This window comes from Paenibacillus sedimenti (genome assembly GCF_014534655.1).
Taxonomy (GTDB): Bacteria; Bacillota; Bacilli; order Paenibacillales; family NBRC-103111; genus Paenibacillus_E; species Paenibacillus_E sedimenti.
Genome location: NZ_JACVVD010000001.1, coordinates 222,719 through 246,209 on the forward strand (window position 1 = coordinate 222,719; position 23,491 = coordinate 246,209).

At 50.9% G+C, this 23,491-nt stretch carries 18 protein-coding genes; all 18 read left to right on the plus strand.

Features of this window, described 5'->3' with window-relative positions; genetic code table 11:
- Nucleotides 1-49: 49 nt before the first annotated feature.
- The 18 genes from ICC18_RS00755 (at nucleotide 50) to ICC18_RS00840 (ending at nucleotide 23,487) form a co-directional block, all read left to right on the plus strand.
- Nucleotides 50-2,164, plus strand: a complete 2,115-nt coding sequence (locus ICC18_RS00755; RefSeq protein ID WP_188172475.1) for a YIP1 family protein — start codon at nucleotides 50-52, stop codon at nucleotides 2,162-2,164.
- Nucleotides 2,161-4,434 carry a DUF5696 domain-containing protein gene (locus tag ICC18_RS00760; protein WP_188172476.1) on the plus strand — a complete coding sequence of 758 codons (2,274 nt, stop codon included), beginning with the start codon at nucleotides 2,161-2,163 and terminating at the stop codon, nucleotides 4,432-4,434. The genes ICC18_RS00755 and ICC18_RS00760 overlap by 4 nt, the downstream gene beginning before the upstream one ends.
- Nucleotides 4,431-5,291 (plus strand): carbohydrate ABC transporter permease, encoded by an 861-nt coding sequence (locus tag ICC18_RS00765; protein ID WP_188172477.1) that lies wholly within the window; start codon nucleotides 4,431-4,433, stop codon nucleotides 5,289-5,291. Before ICC18_RS00760 ends, ICC18_RS00765 begins: the two co-directional genes overlap by 4 nt.
- A 66-nt stretch (nucleotides 5,292-5,357) precedes the next feature.
- Nucleotides 5,358-6,275, plus strand: a complete 918-nt coding sequence (locus ICC18_RS00770) for a carbohydrate ABC transporter permease (protein ID WP_376745603.1) — start codon at nucleotides 5,358-5,360, stop codon at nucleotides 6,273-6,275.
- Nucleotides 6,276-6,311: 36 nt separating this feature from the next.
- Nucleotides 6,312-7,028 carry a hypothetical protein gene (locus ICC18_RS00775; protein WP_188172479.1) on the plus strand — a complete coding sequence of 239 codons (717 nt, stop codon included), beginning with the start codon at nucleotides 6,312-6,314 and terminating at the stop codon, nucleotides 7,026-7,028.
- Nucleotides 7,029-7,064: 36 nt separating this feature from the next.
- Nucleotides 7,065-7,808: a hypothetical protein gene (locus ICC18_RS00780; protein ID WP_188172480.1), complete on the plus strand. Its 744-nt coding sequence runs from the start codon at nucleotides 7,065-7,067 to the stop codon at nucleotides 7,806-7,808.
- A gap of 32 nt (nucleotides 7,809-7,840) precedes the next feature.
- Nucleotides 7,841-8,527: a hypothetical protein gene (locus ICC18_RS00785; RefSeq protein WP_188172481.1), complete on the plus strand. Its 687-nt coding sequence runs from the start codon at nucleotides 7,841-7,843 to the stop codon at nucleotides 8,525-8,527.
- A gap of 132 nt (nucleotides 8,528-8,659) precedes the next feature.
- Nucleotides 8,660-9,973, plus strand: a complete 1,314-nt coding sequence (locus ICC18_RS00790; RefSeq protein WP_188172482.1) for an ABC transporter substrate-binding protein — start codon at nucleotides 8,660-8,662, stop codon at nucleotides 9,971-9,973.
- 78 nt (nucleotides 9,974-10,051) lie between these two features.
- Nucleotides 10,052-11,065, plus strand: coding sequence for a hypothetical protein (locus ICC18_RS00795; protein ID WP_188172483.1), 1,014 nt, complete (start codon nucleotides 10,052-10,054; stop codon nucleotides 11,063-11,065).
- A 50-nt stretch (nucleotides 11,066-11,115) separates the two neighbouring features.
- Nucleotides 11,116-12,480: an ABC transporter substrate-binding protein gene (locus tag ICC18_RS00800; RefSeq protein ID WP_188172484.1), complete on the plus strand. Its 1,365-nt coding sequence runs from the start codon at nucleotides 11,116-11,118 to the stop codon at nucleotides 12,478-12,480.
- A gap of 124 nt (nucleotides 12,481-12,604) precedes the next feature.
- The gene (locus ICC18_RS00805; RefSeq protein ID WP_188172485.1) at nucleotides 12,605-13,987 is read left to right on the plus strand and encodes an S-layer homology domain-containing protein; all 1,383 of its coding nucleotides are present in this window, start codon (nucleotides 12,605-12,607) and stop codon (nucleotides 13,985-13,987) included.
- An 88-nt stretch (nucleotides 13,988-14,075) separates the two neighbouring features.
- Entirely contained in the window at nucleotides 14,076-14,780 is a 705-nt protein-coding gene (locus tag ICC18_RS00810) for an ABC transporter ATP-binding protein (protein WP_188172486.1), read from the plus strand.
- Nucleotides 14,755-15,798, plus strand: a complete 1,044-nt coding sequence (locus ICC18_RS00815) for an efflux RND transporter periplasmic adaptor subunit (RefSeq protein ID WP_188173176.1) — start codon at nucleotides 14,755-14,757, stop codon at nucleotides 15,796-15,798. Before ICC18_RS00810 ends, ICC18_RS00815 begins: the two co-directional genes overlap by 26 nt.
- 12 nt (nucleotides 15,799-15,810) lie before the next feature.
- On the plus strand, nucleotides 15,811-18,720 hold the full coding sequence (locus tag ICC18_RS00820) for an ABC transporter permease (protein WP_188172487.1): 2,910 nt from the start codon (nucleotides 15,811-15,813) through the stop codon (nucleotides 18,718-18,720).
- A gap of 1 nt (nucleotide 18,721) precedes the next feature.
- Entirely contained in the window at nucleotides 18,722-19,606 is an 885-nt protein-coding gene (locus ICC18_RS00825; protein WP_188172488.1) for an ABC transporter ATP-binding protein, read from the plus strand.
- A gap of 18 nt (nucleotides 19,607-19,624) precedes the next feature.
- Nucleotides 19,625-21,358 (plus strand): glycoside hydrolase family protein, encoded by a 1,734-nt coding sequence (locus ICC18_RS00830; protein WP_223192234.1) that lies wholly within the window; start codon nucleotides 19,625-19,627, stop codon nucleotides 21,356-21,358.
- Nucleotides 21,359-21,373: 15 nt separating this feature from the next.
- Nucleotides 21,374-22,360: an aldose 1-epimerase gene (locus ICC18_RS00835; protein WP_188172489.1), complete on the plus strand. Its 987-nt coding sequence runs from the start codon at nucleotides 21,374-21,376 to the stop codon at nucleotides 22,358-22,360.
- A gap of 20 nt (nucleotides 22,361-22,380) precedes the next feature.
- The gene (locus tag ICC18_RS00840; RefSeq protein WP_188172490.1) at nucleotides 22,381-23,487 is read left to right on the plus strand and encodes a Gfo/Idh/MocA family protein; all 1,107 of its coding nucleotides are present in this window, start codon (nucleotides 22,381-22,383) and stop codon (nucleotides 23,485-23,487) included.
- The last annotated feature ends 4 nt before the right edge of the window (nucleotides 23,488-23,491 follow it).

Below are 23,491 nucleotides of genomic sequence, written 5' to 3' on the forward strand. Positions count from 1 at the left end.
ATTTCGGTTACTTTGCGGGGGCCCCAAATGATTATTAGGAGGTTTGAGCATGAAAATCCATAAGTGGGGGCTATTTCTTTCTTTCATCCTCCTGTGCGCTGCACTATTGCCTGCGACTGCGCATGCCTCGGTGAAATATTCCACGTATACGAAGGATAGCCGGGGTAATCTGATATGGCTTCAGCCGGCGTACTTTCCGCTTGGCGTGATCGGGCAAAATTTGTCTGCGCCGGATCCGAACAACAGCGCCGCCATGACGAGCTCGCCGATGAAAAATCCGAAAGACATTTTTGTAGATGCGAAGAACGAAGTTTATATCGCCGATACGGGCAACAACCGGATTGTGCATATGACGGAGAAGGGGCGGCTATTGCGCTATATTACGCTTCCGGAGAGCCCGTTCAATAAACCCGAAGGCGTATTCGTCACCAAGGACGGCAGCATCTATATCGCGGACACGGGCAACAAACGCGTACTTAAGCTGGACAACAACGGCAAGGTGCTGCAAGAATACAAACGGCCGGAATCCCGGTACATTCCCGATACGTTCGTTTTCGACCCGGGCAAAGTGATGGTAGACGAACGGGAGTTTATGTACATTGCGGTGCACGGCAGCTACGAGGGGCTCGTGATGCTCGATCCGAAAGGCAAGTTTCAAGGGTTCTTCGGCGCAAACGGCACGGCGATCTCCCCGCTAGACGCATTAAAACGTATGCTGTACACCAAAAAAATGTATGCCAATGAGGTCGCCAAAAGGCCGGAACCGATCAACAGCGTCGCAACGGACAAAAACGGTTATATTTTTACGGTCACAGGCGGTATGGCTACAACGAATCAATTGAAAAAATTAAATGTAAAAGGGGACAATTTGCTGCGCAGCTCCTCCAAATCGTTCGGGGAAATCGCACCGTGGGATGTTCCAGTGGGACCGACAGCGACAGGACCTCAGCTGATCGATGTGACCGTTGATCAAAGCGGTAATATGATCGTCGTGGATCAGCAAAATAAATATATCAGCCACTATGACGCGTCAGGCAATTTGTTGTACTTCTGGGGCGGAGCGTCAGCGGTCGGATCGTCTCAGGTCGGACTGTTAAAAAGCCCGGTGGCGCTTGACGTGAACGCCAGGAACGAACTATTCGTGCTGGACGATCAGGAAAATATCGTACAGGTGTTCCGTTTATCGGAGTTTGGCCAAAAGGTCGATCAAGCGAACCAGCTTACGCTCTCAGGCCGTTATGAGGCCAGCGAACAGCCGTGGAACGATGTGCTTCGTTTAAACGAACAGTTCGCCCCCGCCTATCTGGGGCTGGCCAAGTCCGCTTTTAAAAAAGAAAAGTACGAGGAAGCGAAAGATTTGTTTAAAGAGGCGGGAGATCAGCAAGGATACTCCGATTCCTTCTGGCAAATCAGGATGCAATGGCTGCAGTCGAATTTCTCCTGGATTGCGAGCGTGATGCTGTTCGGCGGTATTTTATACATGCTGGTCGATAAGTTCACGGCAAAGCGTGAATTCCGTGCCAGATGGCATAACCGGCCAAGAACGCAGAACCGCTTCATATCGAATTTAAAGCTAGCGCTGTATGTGTTAAAACACCCGATCGACGGGTTTTCTGCGATCCACTATGAGAACAAAGGCAGCTATTTGAGCGCAAGCATCATCCTGCTTGGCGTATACGCTTCCCTTTTGATCAGCCAATTTGCGACCAGCTTCGCCTTCAATCCGAAGACGTTCGTGGACATATATTCCACGTTCACCCAATTTTTCATCGCCTGGATCGCTTGGGTCGTCGCCAACTACCTTGTCAGCTCCATTTACCGGGGGGAAGGGCGGTTCAAACACATCTTTATCGGGAGTGCCTATGCGCTCGTACCGTACATAGCCATCGGCGTCCCGCTCGCATTCGTATCAAACGTGATGACGATGTCCGAGTCGTCCATCTACCATTTCGTGGGCAACGCCATGACGGTATGGATCGGGCTGCTCATCTTTTGGAAAATCCAGAACGTTCATAATTACAGCTTTGGGGAAACGGTCATGAATATTATCCTCACGCTATGTACGATGCTGGTCATCGGCGTGCTCATCTTCATTATTATCGGACTCACCAGCGATCTCGGTTCGTTACTTTATCAGATGTACCAGGAGGTGACCTTGAGATGATCCGGATCATCCGAACAAATAAAACAGCCATCGTCGTGACCATCTTGATCTTGGCCGCCATCGTCATATTCCTGACCCGTGCCGACATTGAGTTCAAAGCTCCGGAACATCGAATATCGCAGACAGTGCAGCAAAACACAGCAGCCAACGTGGCGAGCGTTCCCGCTAAGCTGCCATCGGATAACGATTTCAACAACGTTGCGGAATCCGAGAGCCTGCGGCTGAAAATGGATGAGAAAACCGGCCATTTTATCATCGAGGACAAACGGAACGGCAACGTATACCGCTCCTATCCGGATCCGAAATATTGGCCGCAGGAAAAAATTTCGGAAACCTGGAAAAAGCATCTGGCCTCGCCGCTGATGGTCCAATACGTCGATTTTTCGAAGAACATCCTGCAGGCAAAGGAGACGAACCTGGCGGCGGAAGGCGGACGTGTGAAGGATGTTCAAACGATTCCCGGCGGTTTTAAGCTCGTCTACGAACTACCGGCCACCGGCTTTACGATTCCGGTTCAAGTAACCATCGATCAAGACTATGTCGAGACGAAAATCATACGCGAAGGCGTAAAGGAATCGAAAATGGGTCTTGTCTGGGTCAGACCGTTTCCGTTCTTCGGAGCCGAGTACACGGACGGACAGGATGGGTACCTGTTTATCCCGGACGGCGCAGGATCGCTGTTGCGATTTAAAAACAATCAATTGAACGTCAACAAAATGTACGAAGAATTGGTGTACGGCAAAGATCAGGCATTCCCGGGGATCGACAACAACCGGAATAACATCATTATGCCGGTCTTCGGTATGAAGTCAGGGTCCAAAGGTTTTCTGGCCGTTGTCCACGACGGAGACGAGTACGCTGACATAGTTGCCGCTCCCGCCGGCGTACTGAGCAATTACAACTGGGTCGGGGCGCAAATGAACTACCGTTCGAGCTTCCTGCAGTTTACAACCAGAAATACGAATGTTCCCGATTCGTGGGGGTACGTCGACTATGACCGGGAGCGGATATTCGGCAGCGATCGCGTCGTTCGCTATTATGTGCTGGACAGTCAAAAGACGGATTACGTCGGCATGGCTGAGGCGTACCGCCAATATTTGCTGAAGGAAAAAGGGGCGAAACCCGTTACGGTCAAAGATCCGAATATCCCGATGTATGCCAATATCGTCGGCGCGGATCGGGAAAAAGGCGTGATAAGCGACCGATATCTCAATTTGACCACAACGGATGAAGCCGTTCAAATCGTCAATTCCCTGCACGATAAAGGGATCAAAAATATGTCGCTTACGTTCACGGGCTGGCAGAATGGCGGTTACAGCTCCTTTGGCCAAACATTCCCGGTCGATTCCCGGATCGGCGGCGACAAAGGAATGAAGACTTTCATTGACCATGCGCACGGCCTCGGATATCCGGTCTATTTGGAAGCGCAATACTCCCTTAACAATACGAAAGGCGGGGGGTTCGACGAGAAATTTAACGCGATGGTGAATTTGGCCGGCCGTACGCTTATGCAGAGCCCGTTGTTCAATCGTGAGCGGACGCCTGTGGTCAGTTATAAATTCATCGAACAAATGGTCAATAACGATTTGCCTAAATATAAAGCAATGGGCGTCGACGGACTTGCCGTCGGCATGCTCGGGCAGCGGCTGTACAACGACTATAACACGGAGTACGGCTCTTCGAGAGACGAAGCGCGGAATATTCAGGAGCGCATTTTGTCCGGCATTAAGGAGACACTGGGCGGCGTGCAAGGGGAAAAAGCGAATATTTACGCGCTGCCGCATGTCAATTACATCAGGGGGATGGTTTACGACAATTCCTACGATTTATTTTCGGATGAATCCGTTCCCTTCGCCCAGATTGCCACACACGGTTTGGTATCGTATTCGTCGGAATACGTGAATAACCGCCAGGAAGACGTGAACGATTTTCTGCGCGATATCGAATACGGCGCTGCGCCTTCCTTCGTATTCACGAGGGCTGAAACGAAAACGTATGTGAATTCCTACGGCTTACGCTACTATAACACGTACTACCCGGATTGGGAGGACTTTGCCACCAAGCAGTACAAGCGATATAACGAAGCTCTGGGCGACGTGCAGGATCAGTTTATCACAGGTCACCGGACGCTTGCTCCGGGCGTTAAAGAAACGACGTATGCGAGCGGAAAAAGAATTATCGTGAACTATAATTTGACGGAATACCGGAGCGGGGATTCGGTCGTACCGGCGCAAGACTTTATTGTCGTTGAAGGAGGGGGAGGCCAATGAATCGGAAAGCGAGACTCAGGTCATCCCTGATCGAATATTTGGAAGGAACGCTGTTCATAGCACCTTGGTTTATCGGTTTTATCGTTTTTATGGCGTTCCCGATCGGCTACTCGTTATTTATGAGTTTTCAGGATGTAACGATAACGGCAACGAAGACAACGACCCGGTACATCGGTTGGACGCATTACAAGTACATTCTTTTTGAGAACGGGAGCCTCTTGTATAACCAACTGCTGCCGTTTCTGCGCCAAGCGCTGTTTATGATCCCGATCATCGTCATTTTCGCCCTGTTGATCGCGATTATTTTGAACCAGAAATTCCCCGGGCGCACGTTTTTTCGCGCGATTTTCTTTCTTCCCGTCATCTTGGCGACGGGCGAAGTCGTCAAGGAATTTTTGACGCAGGGCGAAGGCGACCTCGGCTTTATGTCTAAGTTTAATATTTCCGGCCTCATTCAAGCCAATCTGTCGGCTACATGGGCCGACCCGCTGATTTCAATTCTGGACTCGTTTGTGCTGATTCTATGGTACTCCGGCGTTCAAATCTTGATCTTTCTGGGAGGAAGACAGACCATCTCGAACTCAGCATATGAAGCAGCGCGTATTGACGGAGCCGGTCCTTGGGAAACATTTTGGAAAATTACGCTGCCAGCCATGACGCCGTTCATTTTCCTCAACATGATTTATACCGTAGTCGACCTCTTCACGTTCCCGACCAACCCGATTCTGTCGAAGGTCAGGGAAAGCGAATATGGTCAATACAGCGCGTTATTCTGGATCTATTTCATGATTATCGCCTTTTTCCTGGCGATCCTGTTCTTGATCTTCAGCAGGGTAACCAAGTCGCATCGCGCATAACGATCATACGATTGAAGGGGTGAAGCTATGTTTCGTATTCGATTGAAAGAAGAACAGACTTCAGGGATGCTGCAGGTGCTCAGCAAGATCCGATATACGATTATCGGAAGAGAAGCGGATAAAGGACTGTTGTTTAAACTGTTTATCTATTTGATTTTGCTGGATACGGCCTACATTTACTTGAAACCGATTCTGCATATGATGGCCACCATGGTCAAAAATGCGGACGACTTGCTCGATCCTGCCGTCAATTGGTTCCCGAGGACGATCTATCTCGGAAATCTGCAGGAAGCATGGGAATGGATGAAATATCCGAAGGCGCTGTCGATCAGCCTGGGGCTCTCTATTTCTGTAGCCATCTTGCAGACGTTTTCGTGCGCGGTAACCGGTTATGCGTTTGCAAGGCTGAAAATTCCGTTTAAAAGGGTGCTGTTTTTTTTCCTGCTGTTGACCTTTATTGTGCCCATGCAGGTTACGATCCTGCCGAACATCATTTACGCCAGACAGTTTGGTCTTCTGAATACAGTGTATCCGATTATTGTGCCGGCATTTTTCGGCCTCGGCTTAAAGGGAGCGCTGTTCGTCATCATTTACCGCCAATTTTTCTCCACACAACCGAAGGAGCTGGAGGAAGCTGCCCGAATTGACGGGGCGGGCGTGTTCAAAATCTTTTACAAGGTGATGATGCCGCTTGCCAAGCCCGCGATTCTCGTCGTATTTTTGTTTTCCTTCATTTGGACCTGGAACGATTTCTATTTGCCGAGCATGTATTTGTCCGACATTGAGACGGCTCCCTTGTCGCTCGGCATACAGAAAATTGCGTCAGCGCTGCGTCAGCAAGCCGAGGCATACGGGCCGTCCGTTACGGACGAGGCGATTCGGATGTCCACAACGTTCTTGATGATCATCCCTCCTCTGCTCCTGTACACGTTCACGCAGCGATGGTTCGTAGAGGGTGTGGAACGAACTGGTTTGGTGGAATAGCAGATAAGTACAAGAGTAGAAAGGAGGCAAAAAGAAATGAAACGTCTTCTCGCTTTACTATTCATTGTCGTACTGGTTGTTTCTGGCATGGCGTGCTCCAAATCGACGCAGGGAGATTCGCAGAATACGGCGGGCACGCCCGCCGGCGCTAAAAAAATGCTCTATGTCAAAAGAGGCGAAGGCACGAACGACCCGTTTGTTATGAAGCATTTTGAGAAGCTCGGGTATTTCGTCATCGATATGGCGGATAACGTATTCAAGGCGGAAAGAGCGAACGGTTTTGGCGTGGTCTATGTCAGCCCGACCGTCAATTCCGCCAGAATCGATGCCGAGCTGGGTCGTTCGCAGGTCCCCGTCGTTTATGCCAAGCCGCAGGTGGCCAGTGTTGTCTCTTTGACGGGGCTGCTGGATTACGGCCAGTTGGATGCGGCCACAACCGTGCAAATCAAAGACAATAAGCATCCGTTGGCAGCAGGCCTAAAGGGCCAGGTAGCTGTCTATAAAAATGGCGGGAAAATCGGTTATGCGATTCCGGGCAAAGAGGCCGTCACCATCGTAACTGCCCCCGGCGACGATAAGAAAGCGGCTGTTTTTGCTTATGAGAAGGGTGCGAAAAACATCAACAACGAGCCGGTCCCCGCACGGCAGGTGTTCTTCTATTTGTCCGCAGGGGAAGAAATGAACCAAACCGATGAGGGTTTGAAGCTTTTGGATGCGGCTGTTAATTGGGCAGCTCAAAATGGGAAAAAGTAACGAAAGTGATAATCATACCGGGGAGGAATTCGGTTTATGAAAAAATGGTTCGGCAACGCAGCAGCAGCATCAATGGTATTTATGCTTTCCGCTTGCAGTACGGTCACTAATCATCCGGTATCCGTTTCCAACCAACCGTCATCCACGAATGCCGCCAAAGCGCAGAGCAACGGGAAAAACGTGCTCTTTATCGGGCAAGAAGGCGGTGGAGACGGTATCGTCATCAAGCGTTTCAAAGAAAAGCACGGCATGAATGTCACCGTTGTATCCGACAAGGAAGTGACGACGGAGAAAGCGAACGGATTCTCTCTGATCTTTGTCAGCGAATCTGTGAATTCCGGCAAAATCAAAGATAAATTCGTCACAACGCCGGTACCCGTCATTTATGACGAGCCTCAGGTATCTGGCGATACAGGTATGACCGCTCCTGACGCGAACGGTAAATTGGAAGGCAATAATGCGGCAAAAACGATTCAAATCCGAAACGGCAAGCATCCGCTTGCTGCCGGTCTGGATAACAATGTGGACGTATATAAAGATAACGGGAAGATGGACTGGGCCACGCCCGGCAAAGACGCGATCGTTGTAGCAACCGTACCGAACGATGAGCAAAAAGCGACCATTTTCGCTTATGAGAAAGGCGCGACTAACGTTAAGGGGCAGCCCGTGGCTGCGCGGGAAGTATTTTTCTATATGATGAGCGGAGAAGAAATTAATCAGACCGACGATGGATGGAAGCTGTTTGACGCTGCCGTTCGCTGGACGACGGAGAAGAAGTAACCTTAGCTCTTGAAAAGGAGGTACCGGCGTACATGAAACGGTTATTGTTCTTATTCGCCACGATCTTGATCATCCTTGCCTTGGCTGCTTGTTCCGCTGCTATACAAGGCAATCCCGGCAAGGTTAAGAAAGCGCTTTTTGTCGGCACGGACAGCGCGAACGACAGGATCGTCATGAAGCATCTAAAAGAGCTTGGCTTCGAAGTTACGCTACAAACGGACAAAGAGCTTACTGAGGATCAAGCTCAAACCTACGGATTGGTATACGTCAGTTCATTTGCCGGTTCTCATCGTGTCGCGGACAAATTGCTGGCGTCCCCTGCGCCCGTCATTTACGCCAATGCCAAAATTTTGGGTAAAGTGGGTTTGGCAAGCAAAGACGATTCGGATTATGGCGATTATACCGGTCAAACGATCGCTGTCAAAGACAGCAAACATCCGCTTGCGGCCGGGCTTGCAGGCAGTGTGGACATCTATAAGGCGGAAGGGAAGATCGGCTATGTCGTGCCGCAAGGGGGCGTCATTATCGCCTCTGCTCCCGATGACGACAAACGGGCAGTCATTTGTGCATTTGAGAAAGGAACCAAAAATATGAGCGGCCAGCCCGTACCGGCCCGTCGGATGTACTTCAATTTGACCGGAGGGGAAGAAATCAACCGGACCGACAACGGGTGGAAGCTGTTTGAGGCAGCCGTCAGGTGGGCGGTGGATAAAGGCTGATGAAGACGGAAGGGAAAGATGCAACAAACAACCTATAATGTCGGAGAACCCCCCTAATGTAAACGTAATCATTTCGTAATAAAGTAAATGTATACAAAATTTGAAATTTCATTTGGGAGGTTCATAGAGAAGATGAAAAAGTTTCTCAAAGTATCTTTATTGATCACCTCGGCATTTACCATCCTGGCAGGCTGCACGGATACGCCACCGGATGCAACCGAGAAGCAGCCTGTAGCCGTAGAGAACAAACCACCTGACAACGAAATATTCATTTATACGGTGTATCCCGCCTTTTACGCAAAAGAAGAGATATGGGAGAGACAGGTCGGACAACACCTCAAGAAAAAGTTCCCTAATCTCACCTTTAAACACGTTCAGTGGGATAACCCGGGCAGGCAATATAAGGATCTGATCGCAGCCGGGACCGTTCCCGACATTATTATTGATAACGCCAGGATGAATCTTCAACGGTATATTTTGAAAAATGATCTGCAGTACGACATGACCGATCTGATCAAAAAGTATAATTTCGACACCAGCGCCTTGAATCCGGCGGCCATGACGCAGATGAAGAATGTGACCCCGGAAGGGAAAATATACGGCTTGCCCTTCCAAATGAGCGATTTCGTGCTTTTCTACAACAAGGATATTTTTGATAAATTCGGGGTCGATTACCCTAAAGACGGCATGACTTACGATGAAATTTATGAATTGGCCAAAAAACTGACCCGTGTGGAAGGTGAGAACACGTACAAGGGCTATCAGCAGCATCCCGGGTTGTACATGTCCTATAATCAACTGTCACTGTCACCTCTAAGCTTGACGGAAGACAAGGCTGAACTGAACACTCCGGGATGGAAGAAGCAAGTCGACAACTTAAGGCGCTTCTACGAAATTCCGGCCAACCAGTTCACATCCGTTGACGATTTCCCTAAAGGGAAAATGGCGATGAGCGTCCATGTGTCCGAGAAAATCGTTCAATGGTACGAACAGAATAAAAACCTGAACTTCGATATCGCTGCAATGCCGTCCTTCGCCGATGCTCCCGGTGTGAAGGCACAGCCGAACATGTACGCTGCGTATATTACGAAGCAATCGACGAAGAAGGATCAGGCGTTCCAGGTAATCCAGTACCTGCTTTCCGAGGAGATGCAAATCAATTTTGCCAAAGAAGGCATTATCGGCCCGCTGCAAACGCCTAAAGTTCAAGAAGCGTTCGGGAAAAACTTGCCGCAAATGCAGGGCAAACACACGCAAGCGATATTCTACGGCAAGAACGCGATGCCTCCGGCCGCCCGCGCTGCAGGCTTAACTTATATCGACGTTCCGGTGCACGGTGTGTTTCAGCCTTTGATTTTCGGAGAGTCCAAAGATTCCGTCACCGCACTGCGGATGGTTGAAGAATCGTCGACGAAGGGGATTCAGACCGAAAAAGCCGCTAAATAACCGTTATAGCAGGCTCCTCCGACAGGAAACTGGAGGGGCCTTTCATTCAAGTATAATCTGAGGGGGGAAATTCATTATATGAAACGTATTCTCATAATGCTCATCGTCGCATTTATGACAATAACGATGATCGCTTGCTCTTCATCGAATCAGGCGTCTGACCCGGGCGCATCGCCGTCGCCTGCAGCAACCGTAACGCCGGCAGCTACGGCAGCTGCAACGGCAGATGTGTCCAAGGCTTCGGTGACGCCGGCACCTACGGCAACTGCCATGGCTGCATCAACGCCGGCCCCTTCGGCAGCCGCAACGGCGGATGCGCCCAAGCCTTTGAGTACAACGCCTGCAGGTTCGTCCAAGGCTCCGGCAGCGACGCCTTCCGGTTCAACCAAGCCAGCCTCGACTCCTACTTCACCGGCTTCTCCAGCTGCGAGTCAACCTGCGACCGCTCAGCAACCTGAGATTTCGCCGAAAGGGAAGAAAGTGCTTCTGGTCGGAAGGGATTCCATTCCTCTCCCGGCAGAAGACGTTGCGATTGCCGATCGTTTGAAGGGCATGGGGTTCAGCGTTACGAATTTTAGCGATCGCGAGCTCACATCCGATGCAGCGAAAGGCTACGATTTAATCTATATCAGTCAAACGACAAACTCCAAATTTTTGAAGACCGGCGTCATGAAGGAAGTCGCGATTCCAACCGTCTATGTGAAAAGCCACGGCATGTTTTATCTCGGCCTGTCGACCCAAGAAGAAGGGTCTACGGTTAAAAAAATCAAATCGGTCGACATCGTCGACAGCAAGCATAAGATTGCCGGCGGGCTAACGGGCACTGTAGATGTATTCTTGGAAGCCAGCGATAGATTCGGCATCAGCTACGGTATCCCGGGCAAGGAAGCGAAAGTGGTCGCTACCGTTCCCGGCGATAAGACCAAAGCCGCCGTGTATTATTACGATAAAGGTACGAAAGCCGATGACGGCTATGCGGTGAAAGCGCGCGTATCGTTCTATTATTGGAGTAACGGCATGCAGGACAATTCGACGGAAGCAGGGTGGAAGCTCTGGGATAATATTGTGCTCTGGACGCTGCAAAACGGGTAAAAGCATAATGTCACTTTTTGGGGCTATTCGCAAAGGAGGTTGTTATCCGAATGAAAAGGTTAAAAGTAAGCTTCGCCATTGCCCTTACGCTCGGATTGGCGGCAGGCTGCACGAATGAAGCGGTTCCGAGCACCAAACCCGGCGGGACCGATGAGAAAAATTCGCCGCAAGCCCAATCGCCTGAAAACGAGTTGTTCATCTACACGGTATGGCCGGCTTATTACGTTAAAGAGGAAATTTTCCAGAAGCAGATCGGCGATTTTATCAAAAAGAAATTTCCTAATGTGACGGTTAAACATGTCCACTGGGATAATCCCGGCAGACAGTACAAAGACTTGATCGCAGCAGGTACGATCCCGGACATTATTATGGACGATACCCGGATGAATGTGCAAAGGTACATTATCGATAACGACCTGCACTATGACATTAGCGACTTGATCAAGAAGTATAACTTCGATACGAGCAAATTGAATCCGGCCTTCATGGCGCAAATGAGAAATTTGACACCGGAAGGCAAAATATACGGGCTGCCGTTCTATAACAACGATTATGCTTTGTTTTATAACAAAGACATCTTCGATAAATTCGGCGTCGAGTATCCGAAGGACGGAATGACTTACGACGAGATTTACGAGCTTGCCAAGAAGCTGACCCGCGTGGAAGGCGATATCACGTACAAAGGCTTTTCGCAAAATCCCGGCCATTATCTGAATTATAACCAGCTGTCACTATCGCCGTTAAGCCGCACGGAAGACAAGGGAGACATGAGCGACCCGGGATGGAAGAAGCTGGTAGACAACATGAGAAGGTTCTATGATATACCGGCAAATCAATTCGATACGGTAGAAACGTTCGCCTCGAAGCCGAGCATCGCCATGGCTGTCGCAACGGTGAGCGACCATCTGGTCAAATTTTATGAGCAAAACAAGAACTTGAATTTTGATATCGCTTCCGTGCCTTCCTTAAGCGATGCTCCGAACACGAAATATCAGCCTAACGTGTATTCGATGTACATTACGAAGCAGTCGAAGAAAAAAGACCTCGCCTTTCAGGTGATGGCCGCTCTGCTGTCCGAAGAGCATCAAATCGAGCTGTCAAAAGAAGGCGTTATCGGACCTCTTGAGTCGGATGCGGTCAAAGCGGCGTTCGGCAAAAACTTGCCGCAAATGCAGGGCAAGCATGTGGAGTCGATTTTCTACGGCAAGAACGCGATGCCTCCTGCTGCCCGTTCGCAAGGCTTAGTTTGGTATGACGTCCCCGTTCAAGGCGTGTTCCAGCCGCTCATTTTTAAAGAGTCCAAAGACTCGGTTACGGCGCTGCGCATGGTTCAGGAACAAGCGACCAAAGCGATCGAAACGGTGAAGGCGGCCAAATCTGAAATCAATCAGGCGGCGAGCACGAACAAGCAATAGCGGTTGCTCCTTGAACTTTGAGGAAAGGGATGATGCGTGACTGTTAAGCGATAATTGATAAAAGCATTCAGGTATGAGAAAGCAAGAACTGCAATCACGAATCCAATATGGGAAGGTGAGTCACGTGAAGAAATTTGTATTCTCGCTAGTATCGATACTCCTCCTTACATTAACTGTGCTTCCGTTTGCTTTTGCTGCCGATGCAGGTATGGAAACTCAGACCGCCGCAGTGAAGAAAGCCGATGATTTCAAAGATTTAAAGGATTTGCCGCAAGACGAAAAAGATAAATTCGATGCGCTTATCCAAGGTGGCGTATTTAATGGATTGACGGACGATACGTTCGGTCTGGACGCCAGGATGAACCGGGCTCAGTTCGCGAAAGTGGCAGCGATCATTTTTGACCTGTCGGTTGATGAGACGCTGACAACTTCTTCTTTTACCGATGTCAGATCCGATGACCCGGCCAACTCCTATGCGCTTCCTTACATCGAGGCATTGAAGAAGGCAGGGCTTACGAACGGGTATGACGCCGAAGGCAAAACCTACAAGCCGGCGGGCGATGTTTCGCGCCAAGAGCTCGCAGCGTTCCTCATTCGCGGACTGGGCATGGACGATCAAGCGAAATCGGCTTCGCCGGTCAATGACAATTCAGTTGATGATTGGGCAAAAGGATACGTCGCGCTGGCGCTTGAGAAAAACATTTTGACGAATCAGGCTGACGGTACGTTTGGCGGCAAAGTATCGGCTACACGCAAAATGTTGGCGCTTGCAAGCTATGAAGCGAAGCAACTTTTTGGCGGCAGCAGCCCTGATGAGCCGGCGACACAGCCGGGAGATAAACCCGATGCGCCATCCGGGGAAATTTCCGCGCAAGGCAAAAAGCTGCTCTTAATTAGCCGTCAAAGCTCGCAAATGACACAACTCAAAGACAACCCGGATGATGAGAAAATTATTAAACGTCTAAAAGATCTCGGCTTTAGGGTTACCTGGATTAATTGCGATAAATTGACTGCTGAAAAAATGGAAGGCTATGATTTGATCTTTGTCAGCAATACCTTGAACTCCAAGTATCTTCGTTCCGGCATTATGAAGGATATTGCGATTCCGACCGTTTATTTGAAAAATCACGGCATGTACTATCTCGGCCTTTCGTCGCAAGAGGAAAACACGAACGAATATAATTTGAAATCGATCACGATTACGGAACCGAAGGAAAAGGCTGCTGCCGGACTTTCAGGCGAAGTGGACGTTCTGATAACAACGGATCCTAAAACCGCAATCGCTTATGGTATTCCGGGCAAGGAAGCGAACGTGATTGCCACCATTCCGGGCAAACCGAAAGAGGCGACCATTTACTACTATAATAAAGGATCACATTCTGACAGCGGGTATGAGGTGAAAGCGCGTATTTCGTACTTCTCCTTTGCCGGCAATTATGACAATGCGACTGACGATACCTGGAAGCTGCTGGATGCACTTGTTTTGTGGACGCTCCAAAACGGTTAATAGCAATGAATCATCAAGTCGAACTCCAGTTTTCGGACTGGAGTTTTTTTCTAATCGCAATTCGCAAATGTTAGGAGCGTGAGCAGCTATGCTTGCACAGCAACAATCAAGCCCTGCACCACTTGTTAAAGCGGAAGGCATTACCAGGGTATTCGGACGCGGCCCCGCTGCGGTTCACGCCTTGAGGGGAGCGAGCTTAAGCATTCCGGCCGAACGGCTTATTGCGCTGAGGGGAAGATCGGGTTCCGGCAAAACGACGTTAATCAACATTTTGGGTGCGTTGGACAGACCGACGGAAGGCCGAGTGTATTTTAACGGGAACGAAATCAGCGGATATTCGGAGAAGAAGCGCAATGCCCTCAGGCGCAAGGAAATGGGACTCATTTTTCAATCGTTCGGCCTCGTCCCGTTGATGACGGCTTATGAGAATGTAGAGTTCGGATTGCGCGTAGCAGGCGTGAAGTCTTCGCTTTTTAAGGATTATGCGGAAAGCGCGCTCGAGTACGTGGGCTTGAAGGCGAGAATGAAGCACCGCCCTTTTGAAATGTCCGGGGGCGAGCAGCAGCGGGTCGCCATTGCAAGAGCGATCGCCCACAAGCCGCCCCTGATTCTCGCCGACGAACCGACAGCCGAACTGGACAGCAAAATGGGGGCTCAGGTGATGAGCGTATTCAAGGATTTGGTGCGAAGCGAGGGAATGACGATCATACTCACGACTCACGATCCGGCGATTATGAGCTTTGCCGATCATGTTTACGCATTGGAGGATGGCCAAATTGTCGAGGCGACTTAAACGAATCGTGCGACCGGTGCTTGGGCTAATCTGCATAGCAGGGATATTAACGGGATGCTCGCTACTGCCTGTTGAAGAAGGGGAGTTGAAACCGCCGCTTGTCGAGCCGGCTAAGGAAACATTGAGCCTGTATGCCGTGAAGCGGGCTACTATTACGCAGCAGATTACGGGTGTAGCTACATTCGCATCGGACAAAATGGATTACTTATTTTATTCGGAATCCGGCGGCCGGTTGAAGAAAGTAAACGTGAAATTAGGCGATCAGGTCAAGGCCGGGGATGTTCTCGCAACCACGGAAACATCCGACCTGGATATGAAGATCAAGCTGCAGCAAATTTCCATCGAGAAACTAAAAATATCATTGCAGCAAGCCATGGCGGACAAAGAAGCCGATGACCCTGATATCCGGTTGAAGCTGCTCGATATGGAAAGCGCTCAGCTCCAGTTGAAATCCCTGCAGAATCAGCTCCAGAACACTAGGCTGACGTCAACGATCGACGGAATCGTAACGTTTATCGATTCGATCCAGCCCGGTGACCAAGTAGCAGCTTACAAGCAACTGATCACACTTTCCGATCCGAGACAGATGAAGCTCGTCTATACGGCTTCCAGCCAGAACGATGTGGGAGGTGTTGAGGTGGGGATGGATGTCACCATCAAAATCAAAGATAAGACGTACGCCGGAAAGGTTGTTCAGACGCCGCTCTCCGCACCGCCGAACAGCAATAAAGCGATCCAGGACAAAAACGCCAAAGCCATCTATATTCAAGTGTCGGGACTGCCGAAGGACGTAACGATCGGCAGCCAAGCTGATATCACGATTGTGACCCAGAAGCGGGATCAAGTGATGGTTATTCCCAGAGGCGGATTGCGCAACTATATGGGACGCGATTACGTGCAGGTGCTGGACGGCGAAAGCCGCAAAGAGATCGATGTGGAGAAAGGGATCGTTGCGGCAACGGAAGTGGAAATACGCAAAGGGCTAAGCGAAGGGCAGCAGATTATCCTAAACAACTAGGAGGCTAAGACATTGGCATTATTTATCATGATCTTGCGAAAAATGATCAATAATAAATGGCTTGAGCTTAGCCTGCTGTTCGGACTCGTGCTGACAGTCGCCTTGGCAAGCAGCATGCCGATTTATACGAACGCCATTTTGCAAAGATTATTGATTCAAGAAATGCAGCAGCTGCAGTTGGGCAGCAATCAGTATCCCGGCATATTTTGGCTGTCGGCTAACTTGTCTGCTCAAGAAAATCAGAAGCACGTAAACATATCGGAAACCGAACAGTTTTTGAAGGAAAGAGGGAGCCGATTTGGTATTCCCGTGCAAGCTTTCGTTCGCGAAAGAGCGACGCAGCGCTACAATTTAATGCCGGCTGAACCGGATAAAATCGATGTCAATGTTCAGAGATCGGCAGATATTTCGGCCATTGACGGAATGGAAAACCACATCAGGCTGGTGGACGGACGCCTGCCGGCGAAAGAACCGGTTAACGGCGTGTATGAAGCGCTCGTCGCGCCGGAAGCTTTGACCGAACTCGGGATGGTGCTGAATACGGTTTTCGTCGTCAACGATGCGGGTTTGGAGGAACCTATCTCTATCAAGCCCATCGGCGTGTTCGACCGCAAGGACTATGCAGATATTTTTTGGTACAACAATACAAGCAGTTACAAAAACAGTTTTCTGATCGACTTCGATTTGTTCGAAAAAGAGTTTACGGCTGGCGGTAAGCTGAATGTCCAATCCAGCTATTGGTACTTCGCGCTTGATTATAAGATGATGACGCTGGCATCCGCCGACGTGTTCCTCTACAACGACTATGAGATCGATACCTTTATGGATGCCCGCTACGAAACGCGGAACAAGAACGTTCCGGCACTGCAAACGCTAAGCAATTACTACGTGAAAGAAACGAACTTACGGAAAATGCTGTGGTCGCTTAATGTGCCGGTTATGCTGATGCTCGCTTTCTACTTATTCATGGTCGCTAACTTAATTACGGAGCGCCAGAAAACCGAAATCGCCGTGCTGCGCAGCCGGGGAGCGAGCCGCTGGCAAATTATTTCCAGCTATGCGGTTGAAGGTTTGGTGCTTGGGGCGGTTGCTTTCTCTGCCGGTCCGTATCTTGGCGAATTGCTCACCAAATTACTAGGAGCCTCCAGCGGATTTCTGGAGTTCGTGCAGCGCGCCAAGCTGGAAACCAAGCTGAATGAGGATGCGTTCCTGTACGCATTGATCGCAATTTCTGCCTCGCTTGTGATGACCCTGATTCCCGTTATCCTCGCCACGAGAGTAACCATTGTCGGACACAAGCAGCAATCGGCTAGACTTCAGAAGCGGTCTTTCTGGCATAAGTTTTTTCTCGACATCGTGTTGATCGGCGTTTCGCTGTACGGTTTGCAAAATTATAAAACGCGAGTTAACGATATTCTCTCGCTTGGCTTAAAATCCGCTGATTTGAGGGTAGATCCGCTTCTTTTTCTCATTCCGGCGATGTTTATTTTGGGACTCGGGCTGCTCGTGCTCCGGTTGTATCCCTTGTTCATGAAGCTCTTGTACATGGCCGGCAAACGCTGGTGGCCGCCCACCTTATATACGACATTAATCCAGGTGAGCCGCTCGATTATTCAATATCAGTTCATTATGGTATTCCTCATCATTACAATCGCTACCGGACTATTCAGCGCCAGCGCTACTCGAACGATCAACCAGAACACGACGGATAAAATCCGTTACGCTGCGGGTGCAGACATCGTCATGAAGATCCACTGGGAGAATGATGCAGCTCCGGCCATATTGTTCGGTACGGAGGATTCGAACGAAGACAGTGCATCTGAGGAAGCTGCTTCGGGCACGCCGGCTAGCCCGCCGCCAAAGGTGCAGTACAGCGAGCCGTCATTCTTACCGTTTACACAGTTTGCGGGCGTGGACCATGCGGCAAAGGTGTTTGTCAGGAAAGATGCGTCATTCCACAAAGGCAAGACTGAAGCGGCTGTCGAGCTGATGGGCATCGATACGAAAGCATTCGGCGAAACGGCCTGGATGCGGGACCGCTTGCTTGATTATCACATGAACGAATATTTGAATCTGATCGCCAAAAATCCGTCAGCCATCCTAATATCCAGATCGATTGCTGAAGAATACGGCGTGAAAGTCGGCGATACCATAACGGTAGGCTGGCCGAATGTAGAGCCGGCTCCATTTACCGTATTCGGAGTTATTGACTATTGGCCATCCTGGAACCCCAATCCTGGAACGGGCGATACGGTGTCGGTTACAACGAAGCAAGGAACGACAACGAAGGTGAACAAGCCGATGCTTGTCGTCGGTCACTTGGGCTACATTCAGAATAATATTGCGCTCGAACCTTACGAGGTATGGCTGAAGCTGAAACCGCAGACGAGCAGCAATGCTGTGTATCAAGCGGTCGTAGGTCACGGTTATGACATCGAGTCGTTGACCGACGCGAAACAGGAGCAGATCAAAGCGGTTAAGGATCCTTTTCAATTGGCGATTAACGGCGTCATGACGCTCGGATTTCTAATTTCGGCCGTCGTTTGCTTTTTCGGATTCTTGTTGTACTGGGTGCTGTCGCTATCTGCACGAACGCTGCAGTATGGCATTTTTCGGGCGATGGGCGTTTCCGTTCCACAGCTCATCGTCATGCTGATCGGCGAACAGATCATGGTATCCGGCGCGGCGATATGCATCGGGATTATGACGGGGAACCTGGCCAGCCATTTGTTCGTGCCTTTATTCGAATTGTCGTTTGATCCGGCTACGCAAGTACCGCCGTTTCAAGTTACCTTCGACCTACGCGACTACGAGCGGATGTATGGGATCGTTACCGTCATGATGACAGTCGGACTCGCGGTGCTGGGGCATATCGTTTCGCGAATCCGCATTCATCAGGCCGTCAAGCTTGGGGAGGATTAAAATGATCCATTGCGACAATCTCGTAAAAATTTATAAAATCGCCGATTTGGAAGTCGTTGCTTTGCAGGGGCTGGACCTGCATGTGGAGACCGGCGAACTAATGGCTATTATCGGGAACAGCGGAAGCGGGAAATCGACGCTGCTGAACATGCTCGGAGGTCTCGACCGCCCTTCGGCGGGCCGCCTGACGGTTGACGGCAAGGATTTGCTCTCCATAGGGGAAAAGGACCTCGTCCGATATAAGCGAGAGTCGGTCGGTTTCGTCTGGCAGAACAATGCGCGCAATCTGATTCCTTATTTAACGGCTCAGGAAAATGTGGAACTGCCCATTCTTCTTCGGGGCAAGCGCAAACGGGAGCGCGCGCTGGAATTGTTGGAGGCTGTCGGTCTTAGCCATAGAAGAAACAACAAATTGAACCAGTTATCCGGCGGCGAGCAGCAGCGCGTGGCCATCGCGATCGCACTGGCGAATCATCCGAAGCTGCTGCTTGCGGATGAACCGACCGGATCGGTCGATACGCGCATGGCGAACCAAATCCTTGATTTGTTCCGGCAGCTGTCCCGGGATCTGGGGCTCACCATCGTGATCGTGACGCACGATCCGATGCTGGCCAAAAAGGTGGACCGCGTAGTCGCCATTCGGGACGGCAGGACGTCGTCGGAAATATTACGGCGCAAGTCGTACGAGCAAGAGATGCTGGACCAGGAGCAGGGAGCCTATAAGCTTGAAGAGGAGTCTCACGTCGAGTATGCGGTGCTGGACCAAGCGGGCCGGCTGCAAATTCCCGCGAACTACTTGGAAGCGATCGGAGCGAAGCAGACGAATAAAGTACAGGTTACGATGGAGGACGGCAAAATTGTGCTTATGCCTCCTTCCAATTCATAACGAAGGAGATCGAGAACAATGATTATGCAGGAAAATAAGCTAATTCCGGATACCCTCCTGCTGGAGGAACGGGCCGGGCATGTCCTTCATGCCATTATCGGCATGGCCGATGAGGACTTCGGCTACATTCCTTTTTTTGCAGCGAATTTGATGGAGAAGCCGGCGTTTTTGACACATGGAGATTGGGATTACGGCTCCAGCCACGGCCGGTTGGTGGATGCCCTGATTTTGGCCCGGCATATGACGGGCGACGAACGGGGGCGGGATATCGAGGAGCGGTACAGGGCAAATTTCCTGAGCTTCTTCAAGGAAGACGGACTCAGCTACAGGCAAATCAATCCGAAGGCGCCCTGGGAGACCAACGCCAACTTAATCGACCAACGGGCGGTCATATTGGCGCTGACTTCCTGGTACATGTCGACCGGCGATCGCAAGATCAAGCGCGTTGCGGATAAGCATGTCGCTGCGCTCAAAAGAATCGCGGTCAAGGAAAAGGATGTCTGGTACTATCCGGCCTCCGAGTACACGGTGAACGGGTGGCCGTCCACGAACGCGGTCCAGCTTCGGCTAGCCCCGGATCCGGCCGCTTTTTGCGGACGTTTGGTGATGCCGCTGCTGAAATATTACGAGCTGACGGGGAATACGGACGCGTTCGAGCTGTGCCAGTTTTTTTCGGCGCTCATCGTTCATCGCAGCGGTGTCTTCAATCCGGACGGCAGCTTCAACGATTCGCTGGCCTACCGCAGCGGACACTTCCATACCCGCATCGGCACGCTTGATGCGCTCGCGCGGTTTGCTTGGCACACGCAGGACGCTTCGATCATCCATTTTGTCAAAAAGAGCTACGATTGGGCGCTGACACGCTGCACTTCTTTTGGCTGGACGCCGGGAGATATGCATGAACAGGCTTTTGAGCACGAGACCTGTTCGCTCGTCGACCTGATTTCTACAGGCATTACATTGGCCCGGAGCGGGTATGTCGAATACTGGGGCATCGTAGAACGGTTTTTGCGCAATCACCTGACGGAGTCGCAATTGCTGAATTTGGATTGGGTCGTGGATGCTGGCGACAAATCGGGTGACGATACCGGAATGAAATCGTACTTCAACGTGGCGGAGCGCGCTCGTGGCGCCTTTGCCGGCTATTCCGCCCCGAACGACTTTTGCTGCAATGTGAGCGGGGGCAGAGGGCATACGAACGATTTGCAGACCTGCTGCATCGGCTCAGGCACACGTGGCCTGTTCATGGGCTGGAGCAACACGATCACGGAGCACAATGGGACGGTCAGTGTGAATTTCTTGCTGAACCGTGGCTCGCGCTGGCTCGATGTCAGCAGCCATCTGCCCCATGATGGCCGGGTAGAGCTGGATATTCACCGGAGCTTACCGAGACTGCTGATCCGTATCCCGGAGTGGGCCGGCTATGCGAAGGTCGCGGTTCGCCGGGAGCAGGGCAATGTGGTACGCACGCAAACCGGCAGCGACCCGAGCATGTGGGTGAACCAGCGCTTCCTCGCGCTGGGAGAGGTCCAGGAAGGCGAGAAAATTACGGTGACCTTCCCGCTTAGCGAGCGGCAAACCGTTGAAAGGGTAGTTGGCCAGGAGTTTATCACCCGCTGGCGCGGTGACGATGTCGTTCATTTGAGTCCGGAAGGGACGCATCATCCGTTTTATAATAATCGGCAAATTTATGATAAGGCACCTCTGCGCCCCGGGCAGTATCGCAGATTAGAGGAAGAATTTTATTGGTAAAATTAGGGGGTGCATATGAGCAAATATTCAGCAGCGGCCGTGGTGAAAGAGGGATTTTCGGTCATCATGTTAAGCGATACGGGGAGCGGTGCCATTGCGGAACTGATCCCGGAAATCGGCAACAACCTTTATCGGTTCGAATGCGGCGGACATGAGATCATTTTACCGCCTGCGAGTTTGCATTCCCTCCGGCATGAAACGTTTGCCGATTTCAAATACGGCACGCCCATCTTGTTTCCGCCGAACCGGGTGAAAAACGGAAGTTTTTCCTTCAGAGGCCGTGCATACAAACTGCCTTTGAACGAGCCGCCCGACCATCATTTGCACGGCGAAATTTGTTCCAAAGCATGGGAAGTTGTCGGGTGCGGCGCATCACCGGAGGAAGGGGCTTGGGTCACCAGCCGTTTCCGTTACGCGGATCATCCGGAGATCATGGCCTATTTTCCTCATCTAATGACCTTTACAATGACGTATCGGCTTGTAGACGGACGCCTTATTTTGGAAGGCATCATCGAGAACGAAGGGGTGGACGAAGCGCCGTTCGCTTTCGGGCTGCATCCGTACTTCCCCATTCCATTCGGGAGCGGGGAAGAGATTGTCCTTCGGATGCCTGCGGCAGCGGAATGGCCCGTCACGAATCAGGCATTCGTGACCGGGAGGCCGGAGGCGACGGCTTTCAGCCGAAGACTTCGCGAAGGCGTCAATATCGGGGACTATCCGCCGCTCGGCTGTTCATTTCTATCACTCGATCAAGGTGGGGATCGTACCTGCCGCATCGAAATGAAAGATCGGGGCTATACGATTGCCTACCGGTTGGATCACACATTTCCTTTTGTCGTCCTGTTCCGCCCGGATTGGGCATCGGCTCTTTCTCTGGAGCCTTACACGTATGTAACGGATGCGTTTAATCTCCCGTACGAGCATGAACTGACAGGAGCCCTGGGGATTCAGGCCGGTGAACAGGTCCGCTTTACGACCGGTTTATGGGTTGAAACGAAATGACCAAAAAGGAGGAGTAATGGGTGAGTAACATTGATTTGCACTTGAATACCGGGCCTGAACTACCAGGCCGCAAAGATTTTCGCATCGGCTGCATCGGCTCCGGGTTCATCATGCGGGACTGCCATCTTGTGGCATATCGCGATGCCGGCTTTAATCCGGTAGCCATCGCATCGCGGACTTATGAGAACGCAAAGGCGGTTGCTGAACTGCGGAACATTCCTAACGTATACCGGACTTGGGAAGAGCTGATCCGGGATCCGGTGATCGAGATACTAGACATCGCGTTCCCTCCGGACCGGCAGCTCGAGGTCGTCAGGCAGGCGGTGGAGCAGAAGCACATTAAGGGCATCTTATGCCAGAAACCGCTCGCTATGAATTCACATGAAGCACGGGAAATCGTAGATTTGTGCGAGAAAGCGGGCGTCAAAATCGCCGTTAACTCGAATATGAGGTATGACCAATCGATGCGCGCGCTGAAGACGATTCTTGACCGGGGTTATCTTGGGCAACCGGTGCTCGCGACGATCGACATGCGTGCGATTCCGCATTGGCAGGACTTCCTGCATAAGTATAAGCACATTGAGATTTTAAATATGGGCATACATCATATTGATATTTTCCGTTATTTGTTCGGCGATCCGGAGAAAATTACGGCCGTCACCCGGAGGGATCCCCGCACGAAGTTCCCGCATATTGACGGGATTTCTCAATATACGTTCCAGTATGCGAACGATCTGATGGCGACCAGTCTGGACGACGTCTGGGCATGGCCCGGAGAAGGAACAGAGAAGGATATTTACATCAAATGGCGGGTTGAGGGACTGGACGGCATGGCCCAGGGGACGATCGGCTGGCCGACCTATCCGGAAAGAACGCCGAGTACGCTGGAATTTACGACAAAGCAAGCGCCGAATCAATGGTTCAGGCCAAAATGGGATCAAGTCTGGTTTCCGGATGCTTTTCAAGGCACGATGGCACAGTTGCTGCGCGCGGTAGAGACAGATAGCGAGCCGGAAATTAGCGGTCGGGACAATTTAAAGTCTATGGCGGCAATTGACGCTTGCTACAAGTCCATTGCCGAAGGCCGGACGGTTATGTTCTCCGAAGTAACAAACTCATTTCAATAAATAA

Excerpts from the sequence above, each read along its gene's own strand:
- ICC18_RS00825 (WP_188172488.1), top strand. The coding sequence starts at position 18,722 with ATGATCCATTGCGACAATCTCGTAAAAATTTATAAAATCGCCGATTTG.
- ICC18_RS00795 (WP_188172483.1), top strand. The coding sequence starts at position 10,052 with ATGAAACGTATTCTCATAATGCTCATCGTCGCATTTATGACAATAACG.
- ICC18_RS00830 (WP_223192234.1), top strand. The coding sequence starts at position 19,625 with ATGATTATGCAGGAAAATAAGCTAATTCCGGATACCCTCCTGCTGGAG.
- ICC18_RS00790 (WP_188172482.1), top strand. The coding sequence starts at position 8,660 with ATGAAAAAGTTTCTCAAAGTATCTTTATTGATCACCTCGGCATTTACC.
- ICC18_RS00775 (WP_188172479.1), top strand. The coding sequence starts at position 6,312 with ATGAAACGTCTTCTCGCTTTACTATTCATTGTCGTACTGGTTGTTTCT.
- ICC18_RS00770 (WP_376745603.1), top strand. The coding sequence starts at position 5,358 with ATGCTGCAGGTGCTCAGCAAGATCCGATATACGATTATCGGAAGAGAA.
- ICC18_RS00815 (WP_188173176.1), top strand. The coding sequence starts at position 14,755 with ATGGCCAAATTGTCGAGGCGACTTAAACGAATCGTGCGACCGGTGCTT.
- ICC18_RS00785 (WP_188172481.1), top strand. The coding sequence starts at position 7,841 with ATGAAACGGTTATTGTTCTTATTCGCCACGATCTTGATCATCCTTGCC.
- ICC18_RS00760 (WP_188172476.1), top strand. The coding sequence starts at position 2,161 with ATGATCCGGATCATCCGAACAAATAAAACAGCCATCGTCGTGACCATC.
- ICC18_RS00835 (WP_188172489.1), top strand. The coding sequence starts at position 21,374 with ATGAGCAAATATTCAGCAGCGGCCGTGGTGAAAGAGGGATTTTCGGTC.
- ICC18_RS00780 (WP_188172480.1), top strand. The coding sequence starts at position 7,065 with ATGAAAAAATGGTTCGGCAACGCAGCAGCAGCATCAATGGTATTTATG.
- ICC18_RS00800 (WP_188172484.1), top strand. The coding sequence starts at position 11,116 with ATGAAAAGGTTAAAAGTAAGCTTCGCCATTGCCCTTACGCTCGGATTG.
- ICC18_RS00755 (WP_188172475.1), top strand. The coding sequence starts at position 50 with ATGAAAATCCATAAGTGGGGGCTATTTCTTTCTTTCATCCTCCTGTGC.
- ICC18_RS00810 (WP_188172486.1), top strand. The coding sequence starts at position 14,076 with ATGCTTGCACAGCAACAATCAAGCCCTGCACCACTTGTTAAAGCGGAA.
- ICC18_RS00765 (WP_188172477.1), top strand. The coding sequence starts at position 4,431 with ATGAATCGGAAAGCGAGACTCAGGTCATCCCTGATCGAATATTTGGAA.